The sequence below is a fragment of the Caproiciproducens sp. CPB-2 genome, assembly GCF_036287215.1.
Lineage (GTDB): Bacteria > Bacillota > Clostridia > Oscillospirales > Acutalibacteraceae > Caproiciproducens.
In genome coordinates, this window is the sequence record NZ_CP142860.1 from 662,478 (window position 1) to 683,545 (window position 21,068).

Here is a 21,068-nt window from a genome sequence, read left to right on the forward strand (position 1 = left end):
GCAGCCGCTCAGCGGCTGCCTTTCCTATCAGTTATAAAGCCCTTAACAGATTCTCGGCAGCCCCTCGCCGTAAAGAACAGTGACAATACGGGTGCCCCCGATGGGGGTGCGCAGCAGTACGGTGCCGGGCTCGCCGGAAACGACCTTTCCGATAATGGCCGCGTTTTCTCCGTACCGGCTTTCCTTCATGCAGGCAAGCGCTTTCTGTGCGTCCCCGGCGGCTACGACGGCGGTCATTTTTCCCTCGTTGCCCATATAAAGGGGGTCAAGTCCCAATATTTCACAGAAACCGCGTACCTGTGCGGAAACGGGAATCGCTGTTTCCTCAAGCTCCATGCAGCAGGCCGAGGCGCCGGCAAATTCATTCAGTACCGTTCCCAGGCCGCCGCGGGTGACGTCACGCATGGCTTTCACCTTTACACCGCTTTCCAGAAGCGCGTTCACCATTTCGTTCAGGGGTGCACAGTCGCTTTGAATGGTGTTCCGGATATTCATCCGCTCGCTCAGAATGGCCGCGTGATGGTCGCCCAGATTGCCCGAAAGCAGGATCACGTCGCCCTCTTCGCAGGAGGACGCGCTGAGCGAAACGTCCGGCGGCACAAAGCCCACGCCGGCGGTGTTGATGTAGACGCCGCCCTTGCCTTCCACGACCTTGGTGTCGCCCGCCACAATACTGATTCCGGCTTCCGCGGCGGTCTCCGCCATGGAGGCCGCTATTTTTTTGAGCTCCTCCGTGTCGGCGCCTTCCTCCAGAATGAATCCGCAGGTAAGGTAGCGGGGCTTCGCACCGCTCATCAGGAGGTCGTTCACCGTCCCGCAGACGGACAGCCTGCCGATATCGCCGCCCGGGAAAAACAGGGGCGTTACCACGAAGCTGTCCGTCGTCACGGCGATTTTTTCCGCTCCGGGGACAACGGCGGAATCCTCCATTTTGGCCAAAACGGGATTGTGAAAGCTTTTTTCAAAAATATCTTCGATCAGCTCGGCGGTAGCTTTTCCGCCGCTGCCGTGCGCCATGGTTATTTTCATTACCGTTTCCTCATATTTGTAAAATAATTGTAGCAGCTGCCCTCCATCGACACCATACACGCGCCCTGCGGTGTCTGCGGGGTACAGGCGGAACCGAACAGGGGACATTCGTTCGGGGAAATTGCCCCGGTCAGCACCTGTGCGCAGCGGCAGCGGGCGTTGGCGCCGCGGTCGTCGTTCAGGCCGGCGCTGCCCGCGTCGAAGCGGGCGTAATCCTCCCGCAGAAGCAGGCCGGAATCCGGAATGCTCCCCATCCCGCGCCACGCGGCGTCACAGGGAGTAAAATATTTGTCCACCATTTTCTGCGCGGTCCGGTTGCCTTCCTCCGTTACCGCGCCGGGGTACAGGTTCATGACCCCGGCTTTCCCGCTTTTCCGGACGAGCGCGTAGATCGCCGCCAGAATCTGCGGTCCTTCAAAGCCCGCGACCGCGAACGGAATGCCGTATTTCTCGGACAAAGGTTCAAAAATACGGCTGCCGGTAATGACGCTGACGTGGCCGGGCGCGAGAAAGCCGTCCACGCCGCCCTGGTTTTTGCAGATCCAGTCGATCACCGGGGGCATGGTTTTCAGGGAGGTCAGGATCTTTACGTTGGAGATGCCGTTTGAAACCGCTTCCTCAAGCAGCATGGCGTACACCGGGGCGGTGGTTTCAAATCCGACCGCCGCGAAAATATAGGTGCGGGCGGGATCGTCCGCCGCCAGCTTCAGCGTGTCCAGCGGGGAATAAACCATCCGCACGTGGCCGCCCGCGGCTTTCGCGTCGTTCAGGCTTTGGCTGCCGCCCGGTACGCGCAGCATGTCCCCGAACGTGGCGACCACGTTTTCCGGTTCCATGCTAAGTGCGACAAGCCTGTCGATATAGGCGGTGACCGTAACGCAGACGGGGCATCCGGGCCCGGAGATCATCCGGATGGCGGGGGAGAGCATCCCGGTAATGCCGCAGCGGGAAATCTGCGCCGTGTGGGTCCCGCAGACCTCCATCAGCCGCAGGGGCTGCCCGTCGTAGGCTTTCAGATACGATTGGATATCCGTCATAGCTCTTCCATTTCCTTCAGAAGCTCCTCCAGCGCGTCGCGGTCCTGCTCCGTCAGCACCTGTAGGATGCACCCGGCGTGAACCAGAACGCTGTCGCCCGGTTTGATTTTCACCAGGCCGGCCTCTGCTTCCAGCGTATTTCCGCTGAAATCCACCGTCGCTTTTCTACCGTTTACTTTAACAACCCTGCCGGGCAGTGCAACACACATGGCAATCTCCTTTTGGTTGGAATCTTTTGAGTATTCGGTGGCTTATCTGCGAATGTTCTCTGTCCGCGCACAGAGCCACGCCTGCCCCAGACAGATGCCGCCGTCGTTGGACGGCACGGCGGAATTGAAATAGACCTGAAAACCGTCCGCGGTCAATCGGTCATGGCAGTCCCGCAGGAGCAGAAGGTTTGCGAAAACGCCTCCGCTCAGGGCCACGCGGTTTTCGCCGCTTTCTTCCCGGATGCTCCGGCAGACCGTCAGGATCATTTCGGCAAGCGCCCGGTGGAACCCAAGCGCAATGCGGTTCCTGTTTTCCCCTTTTGCAGCCGTTTGCAGAAGCCGGCGGATAAAATCGGCCTGGTCTGCTTCCAGTTCCCCGGCGGGATTCCGGCTGAGGGAAAAACGGAACGGCACCGGTTCTTCCCCGGCTTCTTCCGCGGCCGCGGCCGCGTTTTCCAGCGCGACGGCGCATTCCCCTTCGTAGGAATTCTCTTCTTTGATGCCCAGTATGGCGCAGACTGCGTCGAACAGCCGCCCCGCGCTGGAGCTTTCCTGTGTATTGACCTGATGCTTGAGGGCGGCCCTGACGAACGGGAAACGCTCGCTGCCGGATTTCTCGCCCGCGGCGAACCGGTAACAGTCCGAGGTCAGCACGGCATTTTTCGCCGCCGCGTCGCCGCCGCAGAGCCGGACAGGGCTCAGGTGCGCCCGCCGAGCAAAATTCGCGCCGCGGCACAGCAAAAATTCCCCGCCCCAGACCGTTTTGTCCGTGCCGTAGCCGGTGCCGTCGAAAATCACGCCGATACAGCCGTCCAGACGATGCTCCGCCATGACGGAGGCGGCGTGAGCGTGATGGTGCTGAATGAGGACGGGGCTTTCCAAACCGAAGTCCCGCGCGATCCTCTGCGCCAGCGCGTGGGACTGATAGCCGGGATGCAGGTCGCACGCAATCCTCCGCGGGGAAATCCGCAGAAGCTGCTCCATACGCTTCAGGCCGATTTTGTAATTCTCATAGACCTTGTAATTTTCGATGTCCCCGAAATACTGGCTCAGATAGGCGCGGTCGCCGCTGAGCAGGCAGAAGCAGCTTTTCAGGTCCCCGCCCATAGCCAGAACCGGATGTTCCGCCCGCTGTTCCAGCAGGACGGGCAGGGGAACATACCCCCGGCTGCGGCGGAGAATCTGGGGAACCGAGCACGCGACCCGCCCGACGGAATCGTCCAGCGGGGTCACGATCCGGCGGGTATTGTACAGGATTCCCGCAAGATAGGGAATGTCCGACCGAAGCAGTTCGTCGTCCTTATAAATCATCGGCTCGGAGGTGAAATTCCCGCTCGTGACAATGAGGGGGCCGCAGGCGTCCGTCAGAAGCTGATGCAAACCGGTGCAGGGCAGAAACGCGCCGAGGAAACGGCTTTCCCCGCAGACACCGGAACAAAACCCGTCCGACGGGTTGTTCAGCAGGACAATGGGGCGTGCCGCGGACAGCAGCATGGCTTCTTCTTCCTGATTCACAACGCACATTTTGCGGATGCTTTCCAAATCGGGAAACATAACGGCAAAGGGCTTCTTTTCCCGTCCCTTTAAAAGACGCAGGCGCTCCACCGTGTCTTCAAGGCAGGGGAAACAGACAAACTGATATCCGCCCATGCCTTTTACGGCGAGAACAGCCCCGTCCTTCAGAAGGGTGACCGCCCGTTCCAGGGCCTCCTGCTTTTCCAGCGTGATTCCGCCGGTAAGCAGCTGCAGCTGCGGCCCGCAGCTGTGGCAGGAGATCGTCTGTGCGTGGCGCCTGCGCCCGGATGCATACTCGCGCTCGCAGTCGGGGCACATGGCAAAGTCCTTCATGGTGGTGGTTTCGCGGTCGTAAGGCAGGGCGTTCATAATGCTGAACCTCGGCCCGCAGGAAGCGCAGCTGATAAACGGATATCCCCGGCGCCGGTTTTCGGGCGAATACAGCTCTTTTCTGCATTCGTCGCACATCGGCAGGTCCGGCGGAATCATCGGCGTGCCCGCCTCGTTTTGCGCGTCTCTGCCGCTTTTCAGAATGGAAAAGCCGTCAAAGCGCTGTTCCGGCAGAGGCTCTGTCTTGATTTCCGTCACCAGCGCGCCGTTGGGTGCTTCGGTGTGAAGGGAATGCAGAAATTCCTTCACCCGCTGTTTTTCCCCACAGGCGGCGATCTCAACAATCCCGCCGCTGTTGCGCACGCTGCCGGAAATATCCAGCCTGTGCGCCAGCCCGGCTACAAAGGGACGGTATCCCACACCCTGTACGATGCCGGAAACGGTAATGAAAACATTCATTCCATTTCAATGCTCTCTATCTTTACTTCTCTGCCCACTTCACTCGGCTCTCCCTGAGTGCCGCACGTGGGGCAGGAAAAATCAAAGCGCCTGCGTTCAAACAGCTCGTTGCATTTGGGGCAGCGCAGCTTCGATTTGACGGAACGGACATTCATCTGCGCGCCTTCGCAGACGGTGCCCTTGGATAAATCCTCAAAGTACATCTGGATGCTTTCTCCCGAGTACCCGGAATCTTCCCCTACCGCAATGTTGATGGCTGTAACCTTCTTTTTTCCCGCCGCTTCCGCTTTTTCGGAGGCTTCCTTCAGAAAATCGGCGGCTTTATGATAATCGTGCATGATAACGGCTCCTTTTCGTTCTTAATGGTTCCTAAGACGCGTTCTGGTTTTCCACGGGGGTCTGGCAAACGGTATCGATGGTTTTGCGCTGAGCGGGCTCGGTGTAGCTCTGATGCATGGAAAGGCATTTCTTGGGGCAGCTTTCCACACAGCAGCCGCACTGGATGCAGCTGAAGCGCTGAATCGACCAGCTTTTTTCTCCCCGGTTTACCTGAATGGCGCCGGTCGGGCATTTTTTGGAACAAAGCCCGCAGAAAACGCAGGCGTCCACGTCGTTTTCAATATGGCCCCTTGTGCGCGGGGGATATTCTCTCGGCTGCTCCGGGTAAGGCCGGGTAGCCGGTTTTGAAAATAAATTGTGCAGTTCGATTTTTGCGAAAGTCAGTAAACTCATTGTTTCATCACCTTTCGGTACAGCTGATGCAGGGATCGATCGTCAATATCAAAATGGGGACGTCGGCAAGCTGACAGCCCTTCATGGTTTCCAGCATTCCCGGCAGATTGGCAAACGTAGGGGTGCGCACCCGCACCCGGTCTAAAAACTTGGTTCCGTTTGCCTTCACATAGTAAATCGCTTCGCCGCGCGGCTGCTCTACCCGCATGAAATATTCCCCCTGCGGGAAGCCCTTGACCGGGACGGAAACCTCGCCGTTCGGAATCTTTGCCGCCGCCTGGCGGATGAGGTCGATGGACTGGAAGATTTCCCGGATACGCACGTCGGTCCGCGCGTAGCAGTCGCCTACGTCGCTCGTGATCGGCTCGAAATCGAGGAAGGGGTACGCGGCGTAGCCGAGCTTGCGGGTGTCGCGGCTGATGCCGCTGGAACGCATAAACGGTCCCACGGCGCCGAGGTCGAACGCCTGCTGCTTGGTCAGGAAACCGACGTCCCGCAGACGGCTGTTGACCGCGGAATTATTCAGAAAGGTTTTGACGAGCTCCTTCAGATCGCGTTCCATGTCGGCGAAGACAGAGAGAAACTCCCGGATCATGTCGTTGTCCATATCCTTGCGCTGGCCGCCGATCTTATTGACCGAGAAAATCACGCGGCCGCCGGTGGAATATTCAAACATATCCAGCACCTTTTCGCGCATTCTCCATGTTTCCATGAACAGGCTTTCAAAGCCGAACGCGTCGGCCAGCAGGCCGAGCCATAAAAGATGGCTGTGAATCCGCGACATCTCACACCAGATGGTGCGCAGGTATTTGGCGCGGGGCGGAATTTCCACTTCCATGATATTTTCCACCGATTCACAGTAACCCATTCCGTGCATAAAGCTGCAGATTCCGCAGATTCGCTCCGCGACATATACGTATTCATTAAAGTCTTTTTTCTCCACCAGCTTTTCAAGGCCCCTGTGCACAAAGCCGATGGAGGGGATCGCCTCCACCACCTTTTCGTCTTCCAGCGCCAGGTCGAGATGGATCGGTTCCGGAAGGACCGGATGCTGAGGGCCGAACGGTACAATGCTGCGTTTGGACATCTGGTATCACTCCTACGATTTATTTAAAAGGCGTTTTCTTTTCGGTGCGGTACAGGCCGCCTTTATAGTCGAGGGAAATCATCTTGATCGGTACGCCGAAAAGATCGTGAATTTCATTTTCATATAAGAAGGACGCGGGATAAATGCCGCTGATGCTGGGGATTTCAACCTCTTCGCCGATATTGAAGCGCAGGGTGTACAAATCGAAATCCTTTCCGAACGAATAGGAAAGCTCGTAGCCGTCGGGGATTCTTGTGGCGCAGATCTGTACCAGACGGCAGCCGCCGCCCTTCATTTTCAGGACCTCTTCCAGCAGGACTTCGGAAGAAATGGGGATAATGATATTTTCCGGCATGATTAAGCCTCCTTGTGCAGCGCCGCCGCGCCGAATTTTTTCAGCTCGCGTTTTCTGTCCAGAAGCGCGACAGCCTTGACCACGCCGTCAATAATCGCTTCCGGTCTTGCGGCGCAGCCGGGAACGTAAATGTCCACGGGGATCACCTTGTCCACGCCGCCCAGGATATTGTAGCACTCCTTGAAAATCCCGCCGTCGCAGGCGCAGATGCCGACCGCGACGACCACCTTGATTTCCGGCATCTGGGAGTAAATCTGTTTTACCACCAGCTCGTTCTGATGGTTGATGCCGCCGGTAATCAGAAGGATATCGGCGTGTTTGGGGTTGCCGGTGTTGACGACGCCGAAGCGTTCAATATCATAAACGGGCGTCAGGCAGGCCAGCACCTCGATGTCGCAGCCGTTGCAGCTGGAGCCGTCGTAATGCAGAAGCCAGGGGGACTTTGATATCTTCATCATTCGCGAAAGCACCTTCCTTAATGAATGAGCGTCAGGATCAGCAGGTTAATGCCGCCTGCGACCAGTGTGACCAGCCAGGTGGAACCGAGCATTTTATCCCATTTGACACGGGGAAAAAGATTGTCGATAAACGTTTCAAGGACAAACGACAAAGCGCATACCAGCACCGCGGCGAGAATGCTCCACCACTGAAGGTTGATGATGAACAGTCCTATGAAACCGAGCAGAAGTACGTCTTCATACCAGCCCGCCAGCTCCACCAGCCCCAGAACATTGCCGGACAGCTCCGTAGTAAGGCCCTTTACCATCTCCTGATGGGCGTGGTGCGAGGTACTGATATCGAAAGGCGATTTGCGCAGTTTGATCGTCAGGATATAGAGAAATCCGAAAAACATGCCCGGAAGAACGGCAATGGCGGAAGTGCCGGTGTGTACGATATCGACCACGTTGAAGCTGCCGTCGGCAATATAAAACCCGATCGCCGCCAGAAGCATCATCGGCTCGTAGGCCATCATCTGTACCAGCTCCCTCTGCGCGCCCATGGCGCTGTAGGGGGAATTCGCCGAGGTCGCGGACAGGATCAAAAACACCTCTGCCAGCGTCAGCGCGAAAAAGACGAGCAGCAGGTCGCCGCCCGCGAAGAAAATGCATCCCGTAAATACGACGAATACAAAGAATCCGCCGACCAGAAAATCCTGTACGCCGTTTACCACGACGGACTGCTTGGAAAAAAGCTTGTGCAGATCGTAAAAGGGCTGTATCAGCGGCGGACCCTGACGGCCCTGAAACCGCGCGCCGATTTTTCGGTCGAATCCGGAGAGCAGGCCGCCCAGAACGGGGGCCAGAATCAGGAACAATATAATTTTCAGTAAAATCTGCATCTTAAATTACACCTCCGATCGCAACGATCATCAGGATAATCAAGCCGGCGGAGGCGAGAACCAGCGAAGGCTTCAATATCTTCTTTTCCCCGAAAAGATCCTCCATATACCAGTTCGCAAGATACATGGATGATTCCCGCCCGAAGGAATCCGTAAAATGACGGTCGTCGCCGGTGTTGGCACCGCTCATATAGGAGATGACGATTTTATTTCTTTTGCCGAAGGTCAGCAGGCGCACCATGACGGGCAGAACCAGAATGGTGCAGAACATCAGGAACATGATCTTGAGGTCGCTGCTGCTGATGAGCGTCATCAAAGGCTCATGGAACGTCTGAATCAGGAAGGGCTGCACCAGATAAGTGGACAGCAGCGGGAAAGAAACGCACAGGGCAATGACCAGGATCGCCAGCGTGTAAATCGAAAACCAGTCGCTTTTTTCCAGCTTGTCGGGCAGCCGTTCGGAACGGTGGATCACCGCGACCAGCTTGCCCAGCCATTTTCCCCAGTAGAACAGCGTGCTGGCGCTTCCGAATACCAGGAAAATCACCAGCCAGACGCTTTTGGAATCCACAAACGCCTTGAGCGCCGCCCATTTGGAAATCAGCATGCCGAAGGGCGCGAGGAACATTCCGCAGATTCCCACGATCATCACGAAGGCAAGCTTGGGCAGCTTGACGATCAGACCGTGCATATCCTCAATATTACGGCTGCCGGTGCTGTTTTCCACCGCGCCGACCGAAAGGAACAGCAGCGATTTGGAAACCGCGTGGAACACCAGAAGCAGGATACCCGCCCATACGGCTTCATGCAGGCCGACGCCCGCGCACGCGGTAATCAGGCCCAGATTGGAAATGGTGGAATACGCGAGCACTTTTTTGCCGTCGCTCTGCGAAATGGCGAGCAGGGAAGCGGCAAAAAAGGTAAACCCGCCGATAGTGGTGACCATGATCCCCGCCAGGTTGCCGTTGAGCGCGGGGGAAAGGCGGATCAAAAGGTAAACGCCGGCCTTGACCATCGTTGCGGAATGCAACAGGGCGGAGGTAGGCGTCGGCGCGACCATAGCCCCCAGCAGCCAGCGGGAAAACGGCATCTGCGCGCTTTTGGTCAGCGCCGCGAAAGCCAGCAGAATCACCGGGATGAGCGCTGCCTGGTTCCCTGTGCCCAGAATGACCAGCTCCCGGATATTGGCGATATCCAGTTTGAGAGAACAGTACAGGATGGCCCCCGCAAAGCCGAGGCCGCCCAAAAGGTTCATCCAGAGCGCGCGGAAAGAATTCCGGATCGCCTCCGGAGTCTGATTATAGCCGATCAGCAGGAACGAACAGATGCTGGTGATTTCCCAGAAGAAATAGATCCAGGTGAGATTGCCGGAAAAAACCAATCCGAACATAGCGCCCAAAAACACAAAAAGCATGGCGAAGAAAAAGGGCGACCGGTCCTTGTACTCGGTGTGATGCTTGTGGTATTCCCTGATGTATCCCACCGCGTATACGCAGATCAGGCACCCCACAATACCGATCACCATACACATGATAATCGTGAGGTCGTCTACAATAATATGGTTTCCGCCTTCCGCAGAACGACCGGTAAGCTCCATCCATGCAACGGGCAGGGTCTGCGCCGCCGAAAGCAGGGCACAGTAATACTGCTTATACCGGAAGGAATAATAAAACACAAGACCCATCAGCCCGAATTCCGCCAGAAGCATCGCTTTGTCGAGCAGCCGGGTTTCCGCAAGGTAAGCCTGGTCCGCCCCGCCAAGCAGGGAACTTACGGAAAAGGCGACCACCATCACGACGAGGACGGCGCAGCTTGAAAATACAACCATATCCCGCGGTTTTCCCGGTTTGACCATGGATAGAATCAGAGCTGCAATAAAAGGAAAGATTATGAGAGTAACGATCATTGCAATAAAACCACCATTTCTCCATGTTTCTCTTCTGCAAACACACCAAATACACAACACTTTTCCCTTGAAAGGCAAATGAATGTTATTTTTATAACAGAAGCACATCTATGATAATCAAAAATTCTCAGATGTGCAAGGTCAATATTTACCCTTTTTCTCCGGATTTTGAAATGGATTTTATGTAAATTTAAAAAAGTGCAGATTCTGGAAAAATTGAAAGAGCAATTTCGTAACTATAAGACTGCTGTGGGAATTATTTTATAAAAGGGAATCCGATTGTACAGAATGAATTAAAAAACAGTCCGCCGGACAGCCTTAACGTCCGGTGGACTGCATGGATTCTTTCCAGAGTTCGGGCCGGAATTCAAAGAGAGGATATTCCCCGCTGACAGGGTTCCGGTTTTTATAATCCGCATAAACCAGGCAGTGCCCGGTGTACAGCAGTGCGTATCCCCTTTTTATCCCTTTTGAGGGACGGTCTGTATCCTCAAGCTCGCGGATTGCCCTTCCCAGCGCGGGATCACGGACGCGCAGGACGGGCGGGAGCCTGCCCGAAGCGTTGGTGGCCAGCCGGTCGCAGACCATCCTGTCGCGCAAAACCTCCCTGTCAATGCCGCTCTGCCCGCTGAAAAAGGCGAAGAGCAGGGTTGTGTAGTCGTCCAGCGGGATTTCATCCGTTCCCTTTCGGGCGGCGAATTCGCCGAACCGGTCAAACAGCCCGAACGGCGTCATTGTGCTCTTTTCCAGAAGATAGGCGAGCGTCCTGCGGAAGCGGCCGCTGTTGTACAGGCGTTCTAAAGCGTCTTCCGTGTGATGCAGCCGCAGCAGCTCTTCTTCGGAAAGCCAGGGCGTCCGTATTACCTCATACGGCGGCTGTTCATCATACCGGCAGGGAAATTCCTCCGGGTTTTCCCGCATGGGCGCGCCGTACAGCAGTTTTAAAAATCCCAGCTGCAGCATGTTGGGCCCCAAAAAGTAGGCGGTATTGAAGCTTTCGGCGAAGCTGAAGAAATCCTCATAGGGCAGGCCCGCAATCAGGTCGATGTGAATATGCATATTCGCGTTGGCGATCAGGCGGCGGATGTTTTTCTTCAGCCGCTCCACGTCCGTTTTCCGGTTGATGGCGGCAAGCGTTTTTGGGTTGAAGCTCTGCAGCCCGATTTCCATCTGCATGGCGCCGACGGGTGCCTGCGCCAGAAGATTCAGCGTTTCCTCGTCCAGAAGATCGCCCGCGATTTCAAAATGAAAGCACACTCCGGCGGGAATTTCGGTTCCGTAGTTCGCGATGATGAAGCGGAACAGCTCGATGGCCCGTCCGCGGTTTGCGTTAAAAGTGCGGTCGACCAGCTTTACCGTCTTTGCGCCGCTGCGGGCCAGCAGCAGCAATTCCCTCTTGGCCCTGTCCAAGGGAAAGAAGCGTGCGCTGCCGCACCGCCCGGAAAGGCAGAAAGCGCAGGAATAGGGACATCCGCGGCTGGTTTCCAGGTACGCGATGCGCCCCTTCAGCGCGTTCAGGTATTTCGGGGTGTACGGTGAAGGAGGGTCTTCCTCCGGAGTATAAGGAGGAACGGCTATTACCTTTCCGCCGCGGCGGCGGTAGACCCCGGGGATGTTTTCAGGTGTCTCCCCACGGCTGATTGCGTTCAGCAGAAGAGCGAAAGGCTTTTCGCCTTCCCCGGAGAGAACGTACTGCACCTCCGGCTCCCCGCACAGCAGCTTTTCCGCGCAGTAGCTTACCTCCGGGCCGCCCAGCACGACGACGGCGCCGGGCAGGCGGCTCTTCACAAGCCGTATCAGCTCCTTTGTAGCGGAAATATTCCAGATGTAGCAGCTGAAGCCGATGACCCGCGGGTTCAGCGCCAGGATGCGCTGTGCGACGTCCTCCAGCCGCTCATTGATCGTGCCCTCCACAACCTCAGCGGAAATTTCCGGCCCGCAGTAGGCGTCCACGCCCGCCGAAAGGCACCACGGCGCAAGGGAGGAATGAATATATTTGGAGTTTAAAACGCAGATGGCTGCGGTCAATTTATTTTTCATTTATATAGGATACCTTTCTTTCCCGCCGGCTGGTTCCCTCCGGCGGGTGAGGCTATTATACCACACTTCCGCTCCGCCGTCAGTATTCCCCGCAGCGGGAGAGGAACCCGCGCATTGACGAAAAAAGGAGGATGCCTTACGATAAGGCATCCTCCTTTCATCGGAGCGGCTGTTCTGTTTTCGATAGGGATCAAATTTCCGATGTGGCATTTATCGGTCAGAACTTTACGTACAGTTCTTTTTTTGCTCCGCAGATCGGGCAGCTGTCGGGCGCGCCGTCCAGAATCGTGTGGCCGCAGACCGGGCAGACGTAAACGGATTTCAGTTCGACATCTTTCCCTTCCTTTGCGGCGTTCTGCGCTTTCTGGAACAGTGCGGCGTGAATCTTCTCCGCCTCAAGCGCAAAGTGGAAGGAACGCTGCGCGCCGGGTTCCTTCTGAAATTCTGCGGCGTTCAGGTAAACGGGATACATCTGCTGCACTTCGTGAAGCTCGCCGTTAATCGCGCCCTGAAGGTTCTCCACCGTTTTACCGGTTCCGAAAACTGCTCCGGCGGTCACTGTGGCGTCCGCAGTGCTGCCGCCGATTTCGCGGAAATGGTTGCCCGCGTGTACTCTTTCGGCATAGGCGATTGCCTCAAACAGCTTTCCAATGTTTGGAAAGCCCTCTTTGCGGGCCGCATCTGCCCAGATCAGATATCTCATGTGCGCCATGCTTTCCCCGCCGTACGCGGAATGAAGAAAATCGAAAGTCATTGCATTTTTTACGGACATTGCTTTGTTCCTCCTTAATTTTGATAAGATACTGATGGTATTCTTAAAATATCCGGTTCGTTACTTGGCCTCTGCGGGCTGCAGGCGACGGCGGCAGGAATCCCCCTTTGCCACGGAGCTTAAAATTCTGAACAGGGTCAGTGCCGGGGAAGAATGCGCGGATGTGAACGAGATGCCATTCATGTTGTTGATGTGGTAGATGGCGGAGTCCAGCTCGGATACGCCGTTCTCATTGTCGTAGCGGAGGGAAATGTCATTCCTGTCCGTAAGTGCGTTCATGTTGTTGATGCCGAAGCGAACTTCGTCCTTGTTCGAGATACCGTTCATATTGTTGATACTGAAATTGCTTGTCATAAGAAAACCTCCTAAAATTCAATAATAGTAATTGTTATTGTTTTTGTTGTTTATAATATACTCTTTATTACCTGAGAATGCAAGTGTTTTCTGAGAAAAATTTCAGGAATAAACGAAAGATAATTTGTGTACTTTCGCTAAATACAGAGAATTCCCCTTGCTTCGCCGTGTGCGCTATCTTTGAAATTCCCGCACCCGGGCAAAAACGGCCCGGTTCCCTGAACGGTGCTCCTGGTCAGCTGCCGGCTGGTCTGTAAAGGAAAAGAACCTTGCGGTTTTCCGCAAGGCTCTTTTCCGATTGAGGTTGTATGTGAAAGCCCGGAAAGCGTTAAAAATCCGCTTTCCACAGGCCGTGCAGGTTGCAGTATTCGTAGACGGTGCCGGAGGCGGACTCATTGAATTCCGCTTTTGGCTCCATGCCGGGCTTCAGATAGGCGATTTCCACCCTGTCGTCCGTGACAAGGGCAATCCATTCAATGTGGTGCTCGGGGAGCATCGGGTGCAGCACCGAACCGACGGATACCTTGATTTTTCCGCCCTCGCGGGTAACGACCGGCACATGCTTTTCCTGTGCGGCGTCCGTGGTATTGGCTTCCAGCTTGGTCATTTCCTGACCGCAGCAGGTAAGCGTTCCGTCGCCCTTCTTGATCAGGGCCACCATATTTCCGCATAATTCACAACGATAGAAAGCAACTTCAGACATTTTACATTTCTCCTTCATTCATCCATATTATGATTCTATTGATCATACAGGTCCGACCTGCAAAGACTTCACAGTGGATTTATTCAAAAGCCACGACGGCTTCTTTGCGCCTGATGCGCGGCAGCACCGTCTCAAGAACGCGGAAACGATGGTTCAGGTCCTTTTGCTCCAGATAGGCGGCCGCCAGATCCTGTCCGATGACCAGGTCCATGTATCTGGGTTCGGAGCAGACGAGAACCGCTTTTTCAGCGCCGAGCACCGGCGAGGTGAACACATTGCCTTTTAACAGCCGACTGATCCGCTCGATTTCCAGCAGACCGGTTCCCGGCTGAATCCGCTGCAGCTTCAGGAAAAGGTCCGGGCTGACGATCAGCGCGTAGGCGCCGTAAATGCCGTTTGCCGTGAACCATTCCAGGCCGGCGGCAAGGTCGGAAAACGCGTTTTCATCGGCGGCCCAGTCCGACCGTTTGATCCTGTGGATTCCGGACGCCGTCAGCAGCCCCTCGTATCCGTTTGCTTCGCTGCCGAAAAAGATCAGGCGGTCTTCCTTTCTCGCGCAGGTTTCCGCGGCATAAGCCGCGCCGGAAAGGTCGGTCGGGTAACCGGTCTTGCCGTCGCTTTCCAAATCTTTCGCTAAAAGGGCAAAGTCCTCGTACAGCGTGGGGATTTGAACGTAGTTTCTGCCCTTCGCGGTAATCAGGCCGTCCGCCTCGGCTTCGTCAGCCGATTGGGAATCGTCCACCCGGATGCTTTCCGCTCCGATTCCCAGCGGGCCGTAGATATGTAGAAATTTTCTTCCCGTCAGCGCGGAGCGTGCCGCACTGATTACCTCGGAGTCGATTTTTTTCCATAGGTCCGATCCGATCGGAGCATTTTCTCTGGATAAGTAACTCATGATGATACCTCCTATATTCTATTGGTTAAGCAGGCCGCCTACGGTAAGCTCTGCGTGTGTTTCGGCGTTCTGTTGTGCGGGCGGACCGGAAAGGCCGAGTCCCTCCAGCATTTCTTTTACCTCCGATTCCCCGGAAGCGAACCATTCGGCCTCTTTCGGGTCGAGGTTCCGCAGCAGCGTCATCAATTCCCCGACGTGCGCTTTTTCCTCGTCGCGTATATCGCCGATCACTTCCTTGGCCATTACATTGTCCGTGGCCTGCACATGTGCGTCGTAAAGGTAGATCGCCTCCAGTTCACCGGCGATATCCAGCCGGATTGCCTGGATCAGCTCCTCCTTTGTCAATTTCCGTTCGACATTTCCCTGAAAGGGATTTGCAAAAGCTGGCATTTGTTTGACCTCCTAATTATAATTTAATAATAATAACTGTTATTGTTTTCTATTATTAATATACACCCTTTTTCTTCCGATTGCAAGTACCTGAAGTAAAAAAATAATCATTTTTTTACAGCATTTCCAGCTGATTCTGCAACAAGGTTGCGTTCCTCCCCCGCCGTAGGCGGGGGAGGAACGCGTTTTCTTCGCGAACGGAAATGAAATTGCTATAAGACTTTACGGATAAATGCGCAATGGCGAATACCTTTCCAAGGGTGGAGTGCTTGGCGGCAAGCAGGTTCACAGAGAGACACAGGGAACGGGGCACCGGTCTCTGTGCTTTTGTTTTAGAATTTGTAGTGGGAACAGGAAAAAGAATGGTTAAATTCCGGATTGATAATTGCAAAAAAATACCTTATACTCATTTATGTGACAAAATTTGTGACAGATGATTTCCGATTTTTGAAAAAGCCCCATCAACTAAGATCATATAAAAAGCTGGGATGAATGTGAAAAAAATCAGAATTGTAGTGGTTGACGACTCCCCTTTCTCGGTTGCCATGCTGACCAACACCCTTACTTCCAGAGGATTTCTTGTCGAAGGAAGCGCCAATTCCCTGGAGGAAGCCGTAGAGGCGGTTTCCAGGCTGAAACCGGACCTTGTTACAATGGACATGACGATGCCGGGCGCGGATGGGATTGAATGTACGCAGGCGATCCGCGCGGTTGACCCCGATGTAAAAGTAATCATTGTAAGCTCCATGATGGATGACGAAATTGTACGTAGGGCGCAGAAGGCGGGAATATCCGGTTATGTGCAAAAGCCCGTGGATGAAGAGGAGCTTTGTCTGGCGATTCAGAGGGCAATGTCCGACGACGAGCTGTTCGTACAGCTTGACGGCCTGTATTACAATGTGTTTCGGGAAGCGCTGTCCGATACGTTCAATCGGTTTTTCAAATCCGTTCCCGACTTTCAGGAAAAGCAAACCACCAAAGAAGAACAGGTTTCGAGGGGCATGTCGGTTGTCATGGGGATTATCGGCAAGTATGGCGGCAGGATGATCCTGGACATGTCCGAGGTCACCGCCGGGAACATAGCAAAATTTCTGCTGAAAAAAGAGGAGCCGACAAAGGAGCAGATGATCAATGTGATGGGGGAGCTTCCCAATATTATCGCCGGCAACGCCTGTTCGCTGATGAATAAAAACAATTCGCTTTTCGGACTGCGCGTAGCGCCCCCGACGATTGTTTACGGTGAATGTATTAAAATATCCAAATCGGTGCTGGATACGGTTTCTTCCGCGAGGGCGGCGACCGATTTCGGGGAAGTCTATTTCAATGTAGGGTTTAACAGGGGCGTGAACTGATGAATAAAGATTATACAGAATCGTTTTCCACTGCTTTTCTAAATGTAATGCCACAGCTCGGAATACCGGACGTTCAGTATAAAGGGGAAACGGAATGCGGCCGTTTGATCCGTTCCCCCGGTATCGTAGTGATAGTCGGTATTACGGGCGACCTTCACGGAAACGTGTATTTTACCATGCAGGAGGACTGCGCGAATTCGATCGCTTCCGCCATGATGGGCGGGATGGAGGTTTCCCGGTTCGATGAAATGGTGCAGAGCGCGGTGTCCGAGCTCAGCAATATGCTCGCCGCGACGGCCTGTACGGATCTGTCCGGGAAGGGAATCCGGGCCGACATTTCCACGCCGACGCTGATACACGGCGATTTTACGGCGGATACAAGCCTGAAACAGGCCGCCTGCCTTGAAATGCTGGCGGGGGAATTTTTGCTCGGCATCTGCCTCTCACTGGAAAAGAAATAAAAGCGCACATAGCCCCGCCGAGTTTCCGGCGGGGCGGTTTTGTTCCGGGCATCTTCTGCAATTCATCCATTCCGCCGTTGAAAACACCTGACAAGTTTTTCGACGCTTTCGCCGCTGTTGAAAACAGCGGCGGCTGAGAATATAATGAAAAATGCAGTCGAAAAATTAAAATAGAATGGAAGAAAGACCATGGGGATAGTTCATGCTGAATGAGACAATTTATCAAAATTTTTTGGAATTATGCGGGGTGCCGAGCGTTTCGGAAACCGACGGCGAATGGAAGATGGCTGAAAAAATCGCTGCGATGCTGAAAGAAATTCCGTATTTTCATTCCCGTCCGCACCAGGTTCGGTTCTGCCCGGTGCCGGGTGACCCTTGCCGCAGAAGCTTTGTGTACGCGCTTCTTGAGGGTGGGATAAAGAGCGAAAAAACGGTGGTTCTGCTCAGCCATTTTGATGTTGTGGGCGTTGAAGAATTCGGGGTACTGAAAGGATTTGCCTTTGACCCGGCGGCTTATACGCATTATTTAAGGACCCATCCCGAGGTGCGGCTGCCCGAAGAAGCGAAAAGGGATCTGAAATCCGGCGATTATTTATTCGGCAGGGGAACCATGGACATGAAGTTCGGCATTGCGGCCGATCTGGAAATGCTGAGAAGGGCCGGGGAGCATCTGACTGATTTTGAGGGAAATCTGCTGTTCCTTTCCGTCCCGGATGAAGAAGCAAATTCAGCCGGTATGCTGGCCGCGGTGGAACTGCTTTTGTCCATGAAAAGGGAAAAACGGCTGGATTACCGCTGCTGCCTCGTGTCCGAGCCCCATTTTCCAAAATATCCGGGGGATGGGGGAAAGTATCTTTATACCGGAACGGTGGGAAAGCTGCTTCCGGCATTCTACTGCGTCGGCAGGGAAACGCACGCCTGTGAGCCGTTCGCGGGCTTAAACCCCAACCTTCTGACCTCCAAAATCATCGAAAGGGTGGACTCGAACCCGGAGCTGTGCGATTTTGCCGGGGGGACACATGTTCCGCCGCCGGTTTGCTTAAAGCAGGCGGATGTCAGAACGGCCTATTCCGTACAGACGCCGCCCGCGGCGTATGCGTATTTCAACTACATGACCCTGACGCAGACGCCCGCACAGGTGATGGAGCGCATGATCCAAGCGGCGGAGGACGCCTTTTCCGCAGCTCTGGAAGATATTCGGAATAACGCCGGAAAATACGCGCGGATCACCGGGAACCCCGTCCCATTGCCTTCCGTGGAACCAAAGGTGGTTTCCTTTCAGGAACTGTACGACTGCTGCCTGAAAGCGCGCGGGCGGGAATTTGACCGGCATATGAAGGAATATATTCATAAGCTGCAGACGGAAAATCTCGGCGCGGACCTGAGGGACCTGTCGGTCGCGGCTGTCAGGGAGGCCCATACCTTTTACCCGTACCGGGGGCCGATGGTGATTGTTTTCTATGCGCCTCCGTTTTACCCGCACTCCGACCTTCCGTCTCCGGACAGCAGGGCGGCGGAAACGGCGGGGTATCTTGTGGAGACGGCCCGGACGCAGTACGGGGAAACCCTGCTGACGGAGCCGTTTTTTCCCGGGCTGTCCGACATGAGCTATCTGGGATTGTCCGCCCGGATTGACGTTGCCGGCCTGACGAAGGATTTTCCCGTATGGGGTTCCGGGTACCGGATCCCTTTGGAAACGATCGCACAGCTCAACATCCCGTTTCTGAACGTCGGGCCCCACGGCAGGGACGCACATCAATTTACGGAGAGGCTGTGCCTTTCCTACTCTTTTGAGAAAGCGGTGCCGCTGATCTGGGCCGCCGTCAGGCATTTGCTGGCTTAACCCGGCATCCCGGAATCCGTGCTTTGCCCTGCTTCGGGATATTTCCCGTAAAATGAAAGCTCCCCATCAGTTTGTTTTAAGCTTGCGGTTTTTGCATCGATTCATTATAATAGGGAATATGGAAAACATCTCCACATTGTCCGGGGCCCGAGGGAAAACACCCTTTATAAATCGGGAAACGGGCCGATATATTTTATAATAAGGTAAAACAGAAGCCGAAACGGGTTTTCTTTGCTCACAGAAGGAGGAATTTGATTGAAAAAGATCCTTTCCGTTTTATTATCGCTGGCGGTGATCGTTTTGTCGGCGCCGGTGGCTGTACAGGCGGCGTCCAGTGATGAAATTATCGATAAGCATGGTGCAAAAACCTACCAGGGAGCTGTTTCTGCGTGGAGCACTACATGGAACGAGGACAATTTTACGGAAGTGACCGATTCCAACGTGATCGCCAGCGGCAACCTGACCATTAAGGCGGGGGAGATCAAGGACGTTACGGTGTCCGGCAGCAGTAAGGTGACCATTTCCGGCGGCACCATGAGTGACGTCGACTGCGACGGGTCGGTGGAGCTTTCGGACGGAACCGTCGGCTCTCTGGAAGCAAACGGGGATATGACGCTGAGGGGCGGCACCGTTAAGCGCGACGCCCGGTCTTACCAGAAGGTGACGATCAGCGGGAAAGTAACCGTCGTCGGCTCAGTCATCGGCAATGAAGTGGATGCCTCCGGCAGCACGGGCAGTACGATTTCGGGGTCCATTCAGGCCGACGGCACGATTAATTTGACCGGAAACGGACTGAAGGTCAAAGAACTGGACGGAGAAGATACGGCGACGCTCAATCTGAAGAGCTACAGCGGAAAGCTGCCCTACATTACGGACATGAGCTCCATTGTGGTGGATGCCGGCAGCACGGTGACGGCAAACGGCAGTGTGTACGCGGGCAATCTGACGATTGCCCAGAAAGGCGAATTTGTCACCACCTCGTGGCTGGAACTGGATACGCTGACGGGACCCGGAACGCTCTCCTTCAATACCGGAAAGCTGACTATCCACAACGGGATATCGGATAAGCCGTTATTGAATTTCAACAATTCCGCCAGAGACGGCCAGACGGCCTTTCAGGCCGACAGAGGCATGGTGGGCGAAGACGAAGTCGTCCTATATGATTTTGAACTGGAAAGAGAAACGTCGGACGACGGTGATATGGATGAATTTGTACTGGACAGCAACCTGAAAGAAGGAATTACCCTGAGCAAATCCTCCGTTGCGCTGGACGGCAAAAATCCGGTTACGGTCGTGGCGAGCGTAAAGCCTTCCTTTTCGCAGTTCGCGGAAGGAACGAAGGTCGTCTGGGAGCTGCACGGGGAAACCAGCGGCTTCACGATCAGCGGAAGCGGGCTTTCCTGCCAGGTATCCGCAAGGGGCACGTCGTCCGAGTCCTATAAGGCGACTCTGATCGCTTACCTTGTGGACCAAAGAGGAGACAGACTGGCGGATTACCGGTCCGACTCCTGTATCCTGACCTACGGTACGCAGTCGTCGCAGCCCTCCGATTCCGGGCTGACGCTGGATACCTATGCCGTTACCATCGGAGCGGGCGACACCTACTGGGTTCTGGCCGTTACGGATTCCAAAACGCCGCCGGTCGCCATGTCCTACAATTCCTCCGTGGCAACGGTGGGAGCCGGTGCCGCGTATAATAAAAACGGAAAAACCGGTTGGGTGTATCCCGTAACCGGCGTGGCGAAGGGCGGAGTGACCATCGATGTCGGCGGAGAGAAAATGATAACGGCCATCGCCGCGGGCAGCATCGTGGTGGACACCTCTTCTTACACCCTGAGCCCGGGCGGAAAATACTATATCGGCGTTAAAATCGGCGGAATCGACCGCAAGAAACTCAATGTCCATTCCCAGAACGCCTGCACCACAGTCGATTATGCCGGAAAGAATAAAAATGGGCTGGACCTGTATGTGGTGACCGGCAGGCAGACCGGTGTCGGGGCCGTTATTTTTGAAATTATCGGCGGCCAGTCGGTCCAGGCACAGATCACTGTGGAAAACGGCGCCAAGCCGCACGGCGTGAGCGCCAGGCTGATTGCGGCGGCGTAACCGTATCAAAATCGCGGCTGTGTGAAAAGGCCGACTTCAAAATCAGGGAGCATATCCGGAAAGGCCCATAGAACGGGCGGTTTCCGCATATGCTCTTTCCGTTTTTTTGTTTGTTTGCCAAAGCGAAGTTTTCGACCCGTAAAAAATTTGCTGC

21 protein-coding genes are annotated in these 21,068 nt (G+C 54.9%); 4 read left to right on the top strand and 17 right to left on the bottom strand.

From position 1 onward, the window contains the following. Positions 1-42 precede the first annotated feature (42 nt). The 17 genes from hypE to VXK30_RS03425 all read right to left on the bottom strand — a co-directional run bounded on the left by hypE (position 43) and on the right by VXK30_RS03425 (position 15,152). A complete protein-coding gene (gene hypE, locus VXK30_RS03345) occupies positions 43-1,029 on the bottom strand; it encodes a hydrogenase expression/formation protein HypE (RefSeq protein ID WP_275716219.1) in 987 nt (328 codons plus the stop codon). Next, positions 1,029-2,066, bottom strand: coding sequence for a hydrogenase formation protein HypD (gene hypD / locus VXK30_RS03350; RefSeq protein WP_275716223.1), 1,038 nt, complete (start codon positions 2,064-2,066; stop codon positions 1,029-1,031). The genes hypE and hypD overlap by 1 nt, the downstream gene beginning before the upstream one ends. Continuing rightward, complete coding sequence (locus VXK30_RS03355) at positions 2,063-2,275, bottom strand: HypC/HybG/HupF family hydrogenase formation chaperone (protein WP_038322697.1); 213 nt, start codon at positions 2,273-2,275, stop codon at positions 2,063-2,065. Before VXK30_RS03355 ends, hypD begins: the two co-directional genes overlap by 4 nt. A gap of 42 nt (positions 2,276-2,317) precedes the next feature. After that, positions 2,318-4,579 carry a carbamoyltransferase HypF gene (gene hypF, locus VXK30_RS03360; protein WP_275716226.1) on the bottom strand — a complete coding sequence of 754 codons (2,262 nt, stop codon included), beginning with the start codon at positions 4,577-4,579 and terminating at the stop codon, positions 2,318-2,320. Beyond that, positions 4,576-4,917, bottom strand: coding sequence for a hydrogenase maturation nickel metallochaperone HypA/HybF (locus VXK30_RS03365; protein WP_275716228.1), 342 nt, complete (start codon positions 4,915-4,917; stop codon positions 4,576-4,578). Before VXK30_RS03365 ends, hypF begins: the two co-directional genes overlap by 4 nt. Positions 4,918-4,948: 31 nt before the next feature. After that, positions 4,949-5,311, bottom strand: coding sequence for a 4Fe-4S dicluster domain-containing protein (locus VXK30_RS03370; protein ID WP_275716230.1), 363 nt, complete (start codon positions 5,309-5,311; stop codon positions 4,949-4,951). A gap of 7 nt (positions 5,312-5,318) precedes the next feature. Further along, entirely contained in the window at positions 5,319-6,398 is a 1,080-nt protein-coding gene (locus tag VXK30_RS03375) for a hydrogenase large subunit (protein ID WP_275716232.1), read from the bottom strand. Between the two features lie 19 nt (positions 6,399-6,417). Continuing rightward, a complete protein-coding gene (locus tag VXK30_RS03380) occupies positions 6,418-6,753 on the bottom strand; it encodes an NADH-quinone oxidoreductase subunit C (RefSeq protein ID WP_275716234.1) in 336 nt (111 codons plus the stop codon). 2 nt (positions 6,754-6,755) lie between these two features. After that, positions 6,756-7,211, bottom strand: coding sequence for an NADH-quinone oxidoreductase subunit B family protein (locus tag VXK30_RS03385; protein WP_038322707.1), 456 nt, complete (start codon positions 7,209-7,211; stop codon positions 6,756-6,758). 17 nt (positions 7,212-7,228) lie between these two features. Beyond that, the gene (locus VXK30_RS03390; RefSeq protein ID WP_275716238.1) at positions 7,229-8,092 is read right to left on the bottom strand and encodes a respiratory chain complex I subunit 1 family protein; all 864 of its coding nucleotides are present in this window, start codon (positions 8,090-8,092) and stop codon (positions 7,229-7,231) included. 1 nt (position 8,093) lies between these two features. After that, complete coding sequence (locus tag VXK30_RS03395) at positions 8,094-9,920, bottom strand: NADH-quinone oxidoreductase subunit 5 family protein (RefSeq protein ID WP_275716240.1); 1,827 nt, start codon at positions 9,918-9,920, stop codon at positions 8,094-8,096. Positions 9,921-10,316: 396 nt separating this feature from the next. Beyond that, on the bottom strand, positions 10,317-12,038 hold the full coding sequence (locus tag VXK30_RS03400) for a B12-binding domain-containing radical SAM protein (protein WP_275716242.1): 1,722 nt from the start codon (positions 12,036-12,038) through the stop codon (positions 10,317-10,319). A 217-nt stretch (positions 12,039-12,255) separates the two neighbouring features. Next, positions 12,256-12,810: a rubrerythrin family protein gene (locus tag VXK30_RS03405; protein WP_275716244.1), complete on the bottom strand. Its 555-nt coding sequence runs from the start codon at positions 12,808-12,810 to the stop codon at positions 12,256-12,258. Between the two features lie 60 nt (positions 12,811-12,870). Beyond that, positions 12,871-13,164, bottom strand: coding sequence for a hypothetical protein (locus VXK30_RS03410; RefSeq protein ID WP_275716246.1), 294 nt, complete (start codon positions 13,162-13,164; stop codon positions 12,871-12,873). 328 nt (positions 13,165-13,492) lie between these two features. After that, positions 13,493-13,867: a desulfoferrodoxin gene (locus VXK30_RS03415; RefSeq protein ID WP_275716248.1), complete on the bottom strand. Its 375-nt coding sequence runs from the start codon at positions 13,865-13,867 to the stop codon at positions 13,493-13,495. Positions 13,868-13,946: 79 nt separating this feature from the next. Beyond that, positions 13,947-14,762 carry a family 1 encapsulin nanocompartment shell protein gene (locus VXK30_RS03420; RefSeq protein WP_275716250.1) on the bottom strand — a complete coding sequence of 272 codons (816 nt, stop codon included), beginning with the start codon at positions 14,760-14,762 and terminating at the stop codon, positions 13,947-13,949. Between the two features lie 18 nt (positions 14,763-14,780). Next, positions 14,781-15,152: a demethoxyubiquinone hydroxylase family protein gene (locus VXK30_RS03425; RefSeq protein WP_038322718.1), complete on the bottom strand. Its 372-nt coding sequence runs from the start codon at positions 15,150-15,152 to the stop codon at positions 14,781-14,783. 494 nt (positions 15,153-15,646) lie between these two features. Here VXK30_RS03425 and VXK30_RS03430 point away from each other — a divergent pair, with 494 nt between their 5' ends. The 4 genes from VXK30_RS03430 (at position 15,647) to VXK30_RS03445 (ending at position 20,914) form a co-directional block, all read left to right on the top strand. After that, a complete protein-coding gene (locus VXK30_RS03430) occupies positions 15,647-16,504 on the top strand; it encodes a response regulator (RefSeq protein ID WP_275716253.1) in 858 nt (285 codons plus the stop codon). Next, the gene (locus VXK30_RS03435) at positions 16,504-16,965 is read left to right on the top strand and encodes a chemotaxis protein CheX (protein WP_275716254.1); all 462 of its coding nucleotides are present in this window, start codon (positions 16,504-16,506) and stop codon (positions 16,963-16,965) included. The genes VXK30_RS03430 and VXK30_RS03435 overlap by 1 nt, the downstream gene beginning before the upstream one ends. A 202-nt stretch (positions 16,966-17,167) precedes the next feature. Beyond that, complete coding sequence (locus VXK30_RS03440) at positions 17,168-18,808, top strand: M20/M25/M40 family metallo-hydrolase (RefSeq protein WP_275716256.1); 1,641 nt, start codon at positions 17,168-17,170, stop codon at positions 18,806-18,808. Between the two features lie 255 nt (positions 18,809-19,063). Then, positions 19,064-20,914 carry a hypothetical protein gene (locus VXK30_RS03445; protein WP_275716258.1) on the top strand — a complete coding sequence of 617 codons (1,851 nt, stop codon included), beginning with the start codon at positions 19,064-19,066 and terminating at the stop codon, positions 20,912-20,914. Positions 20,915-21,068: the final 154 nt, after the last annotated feature.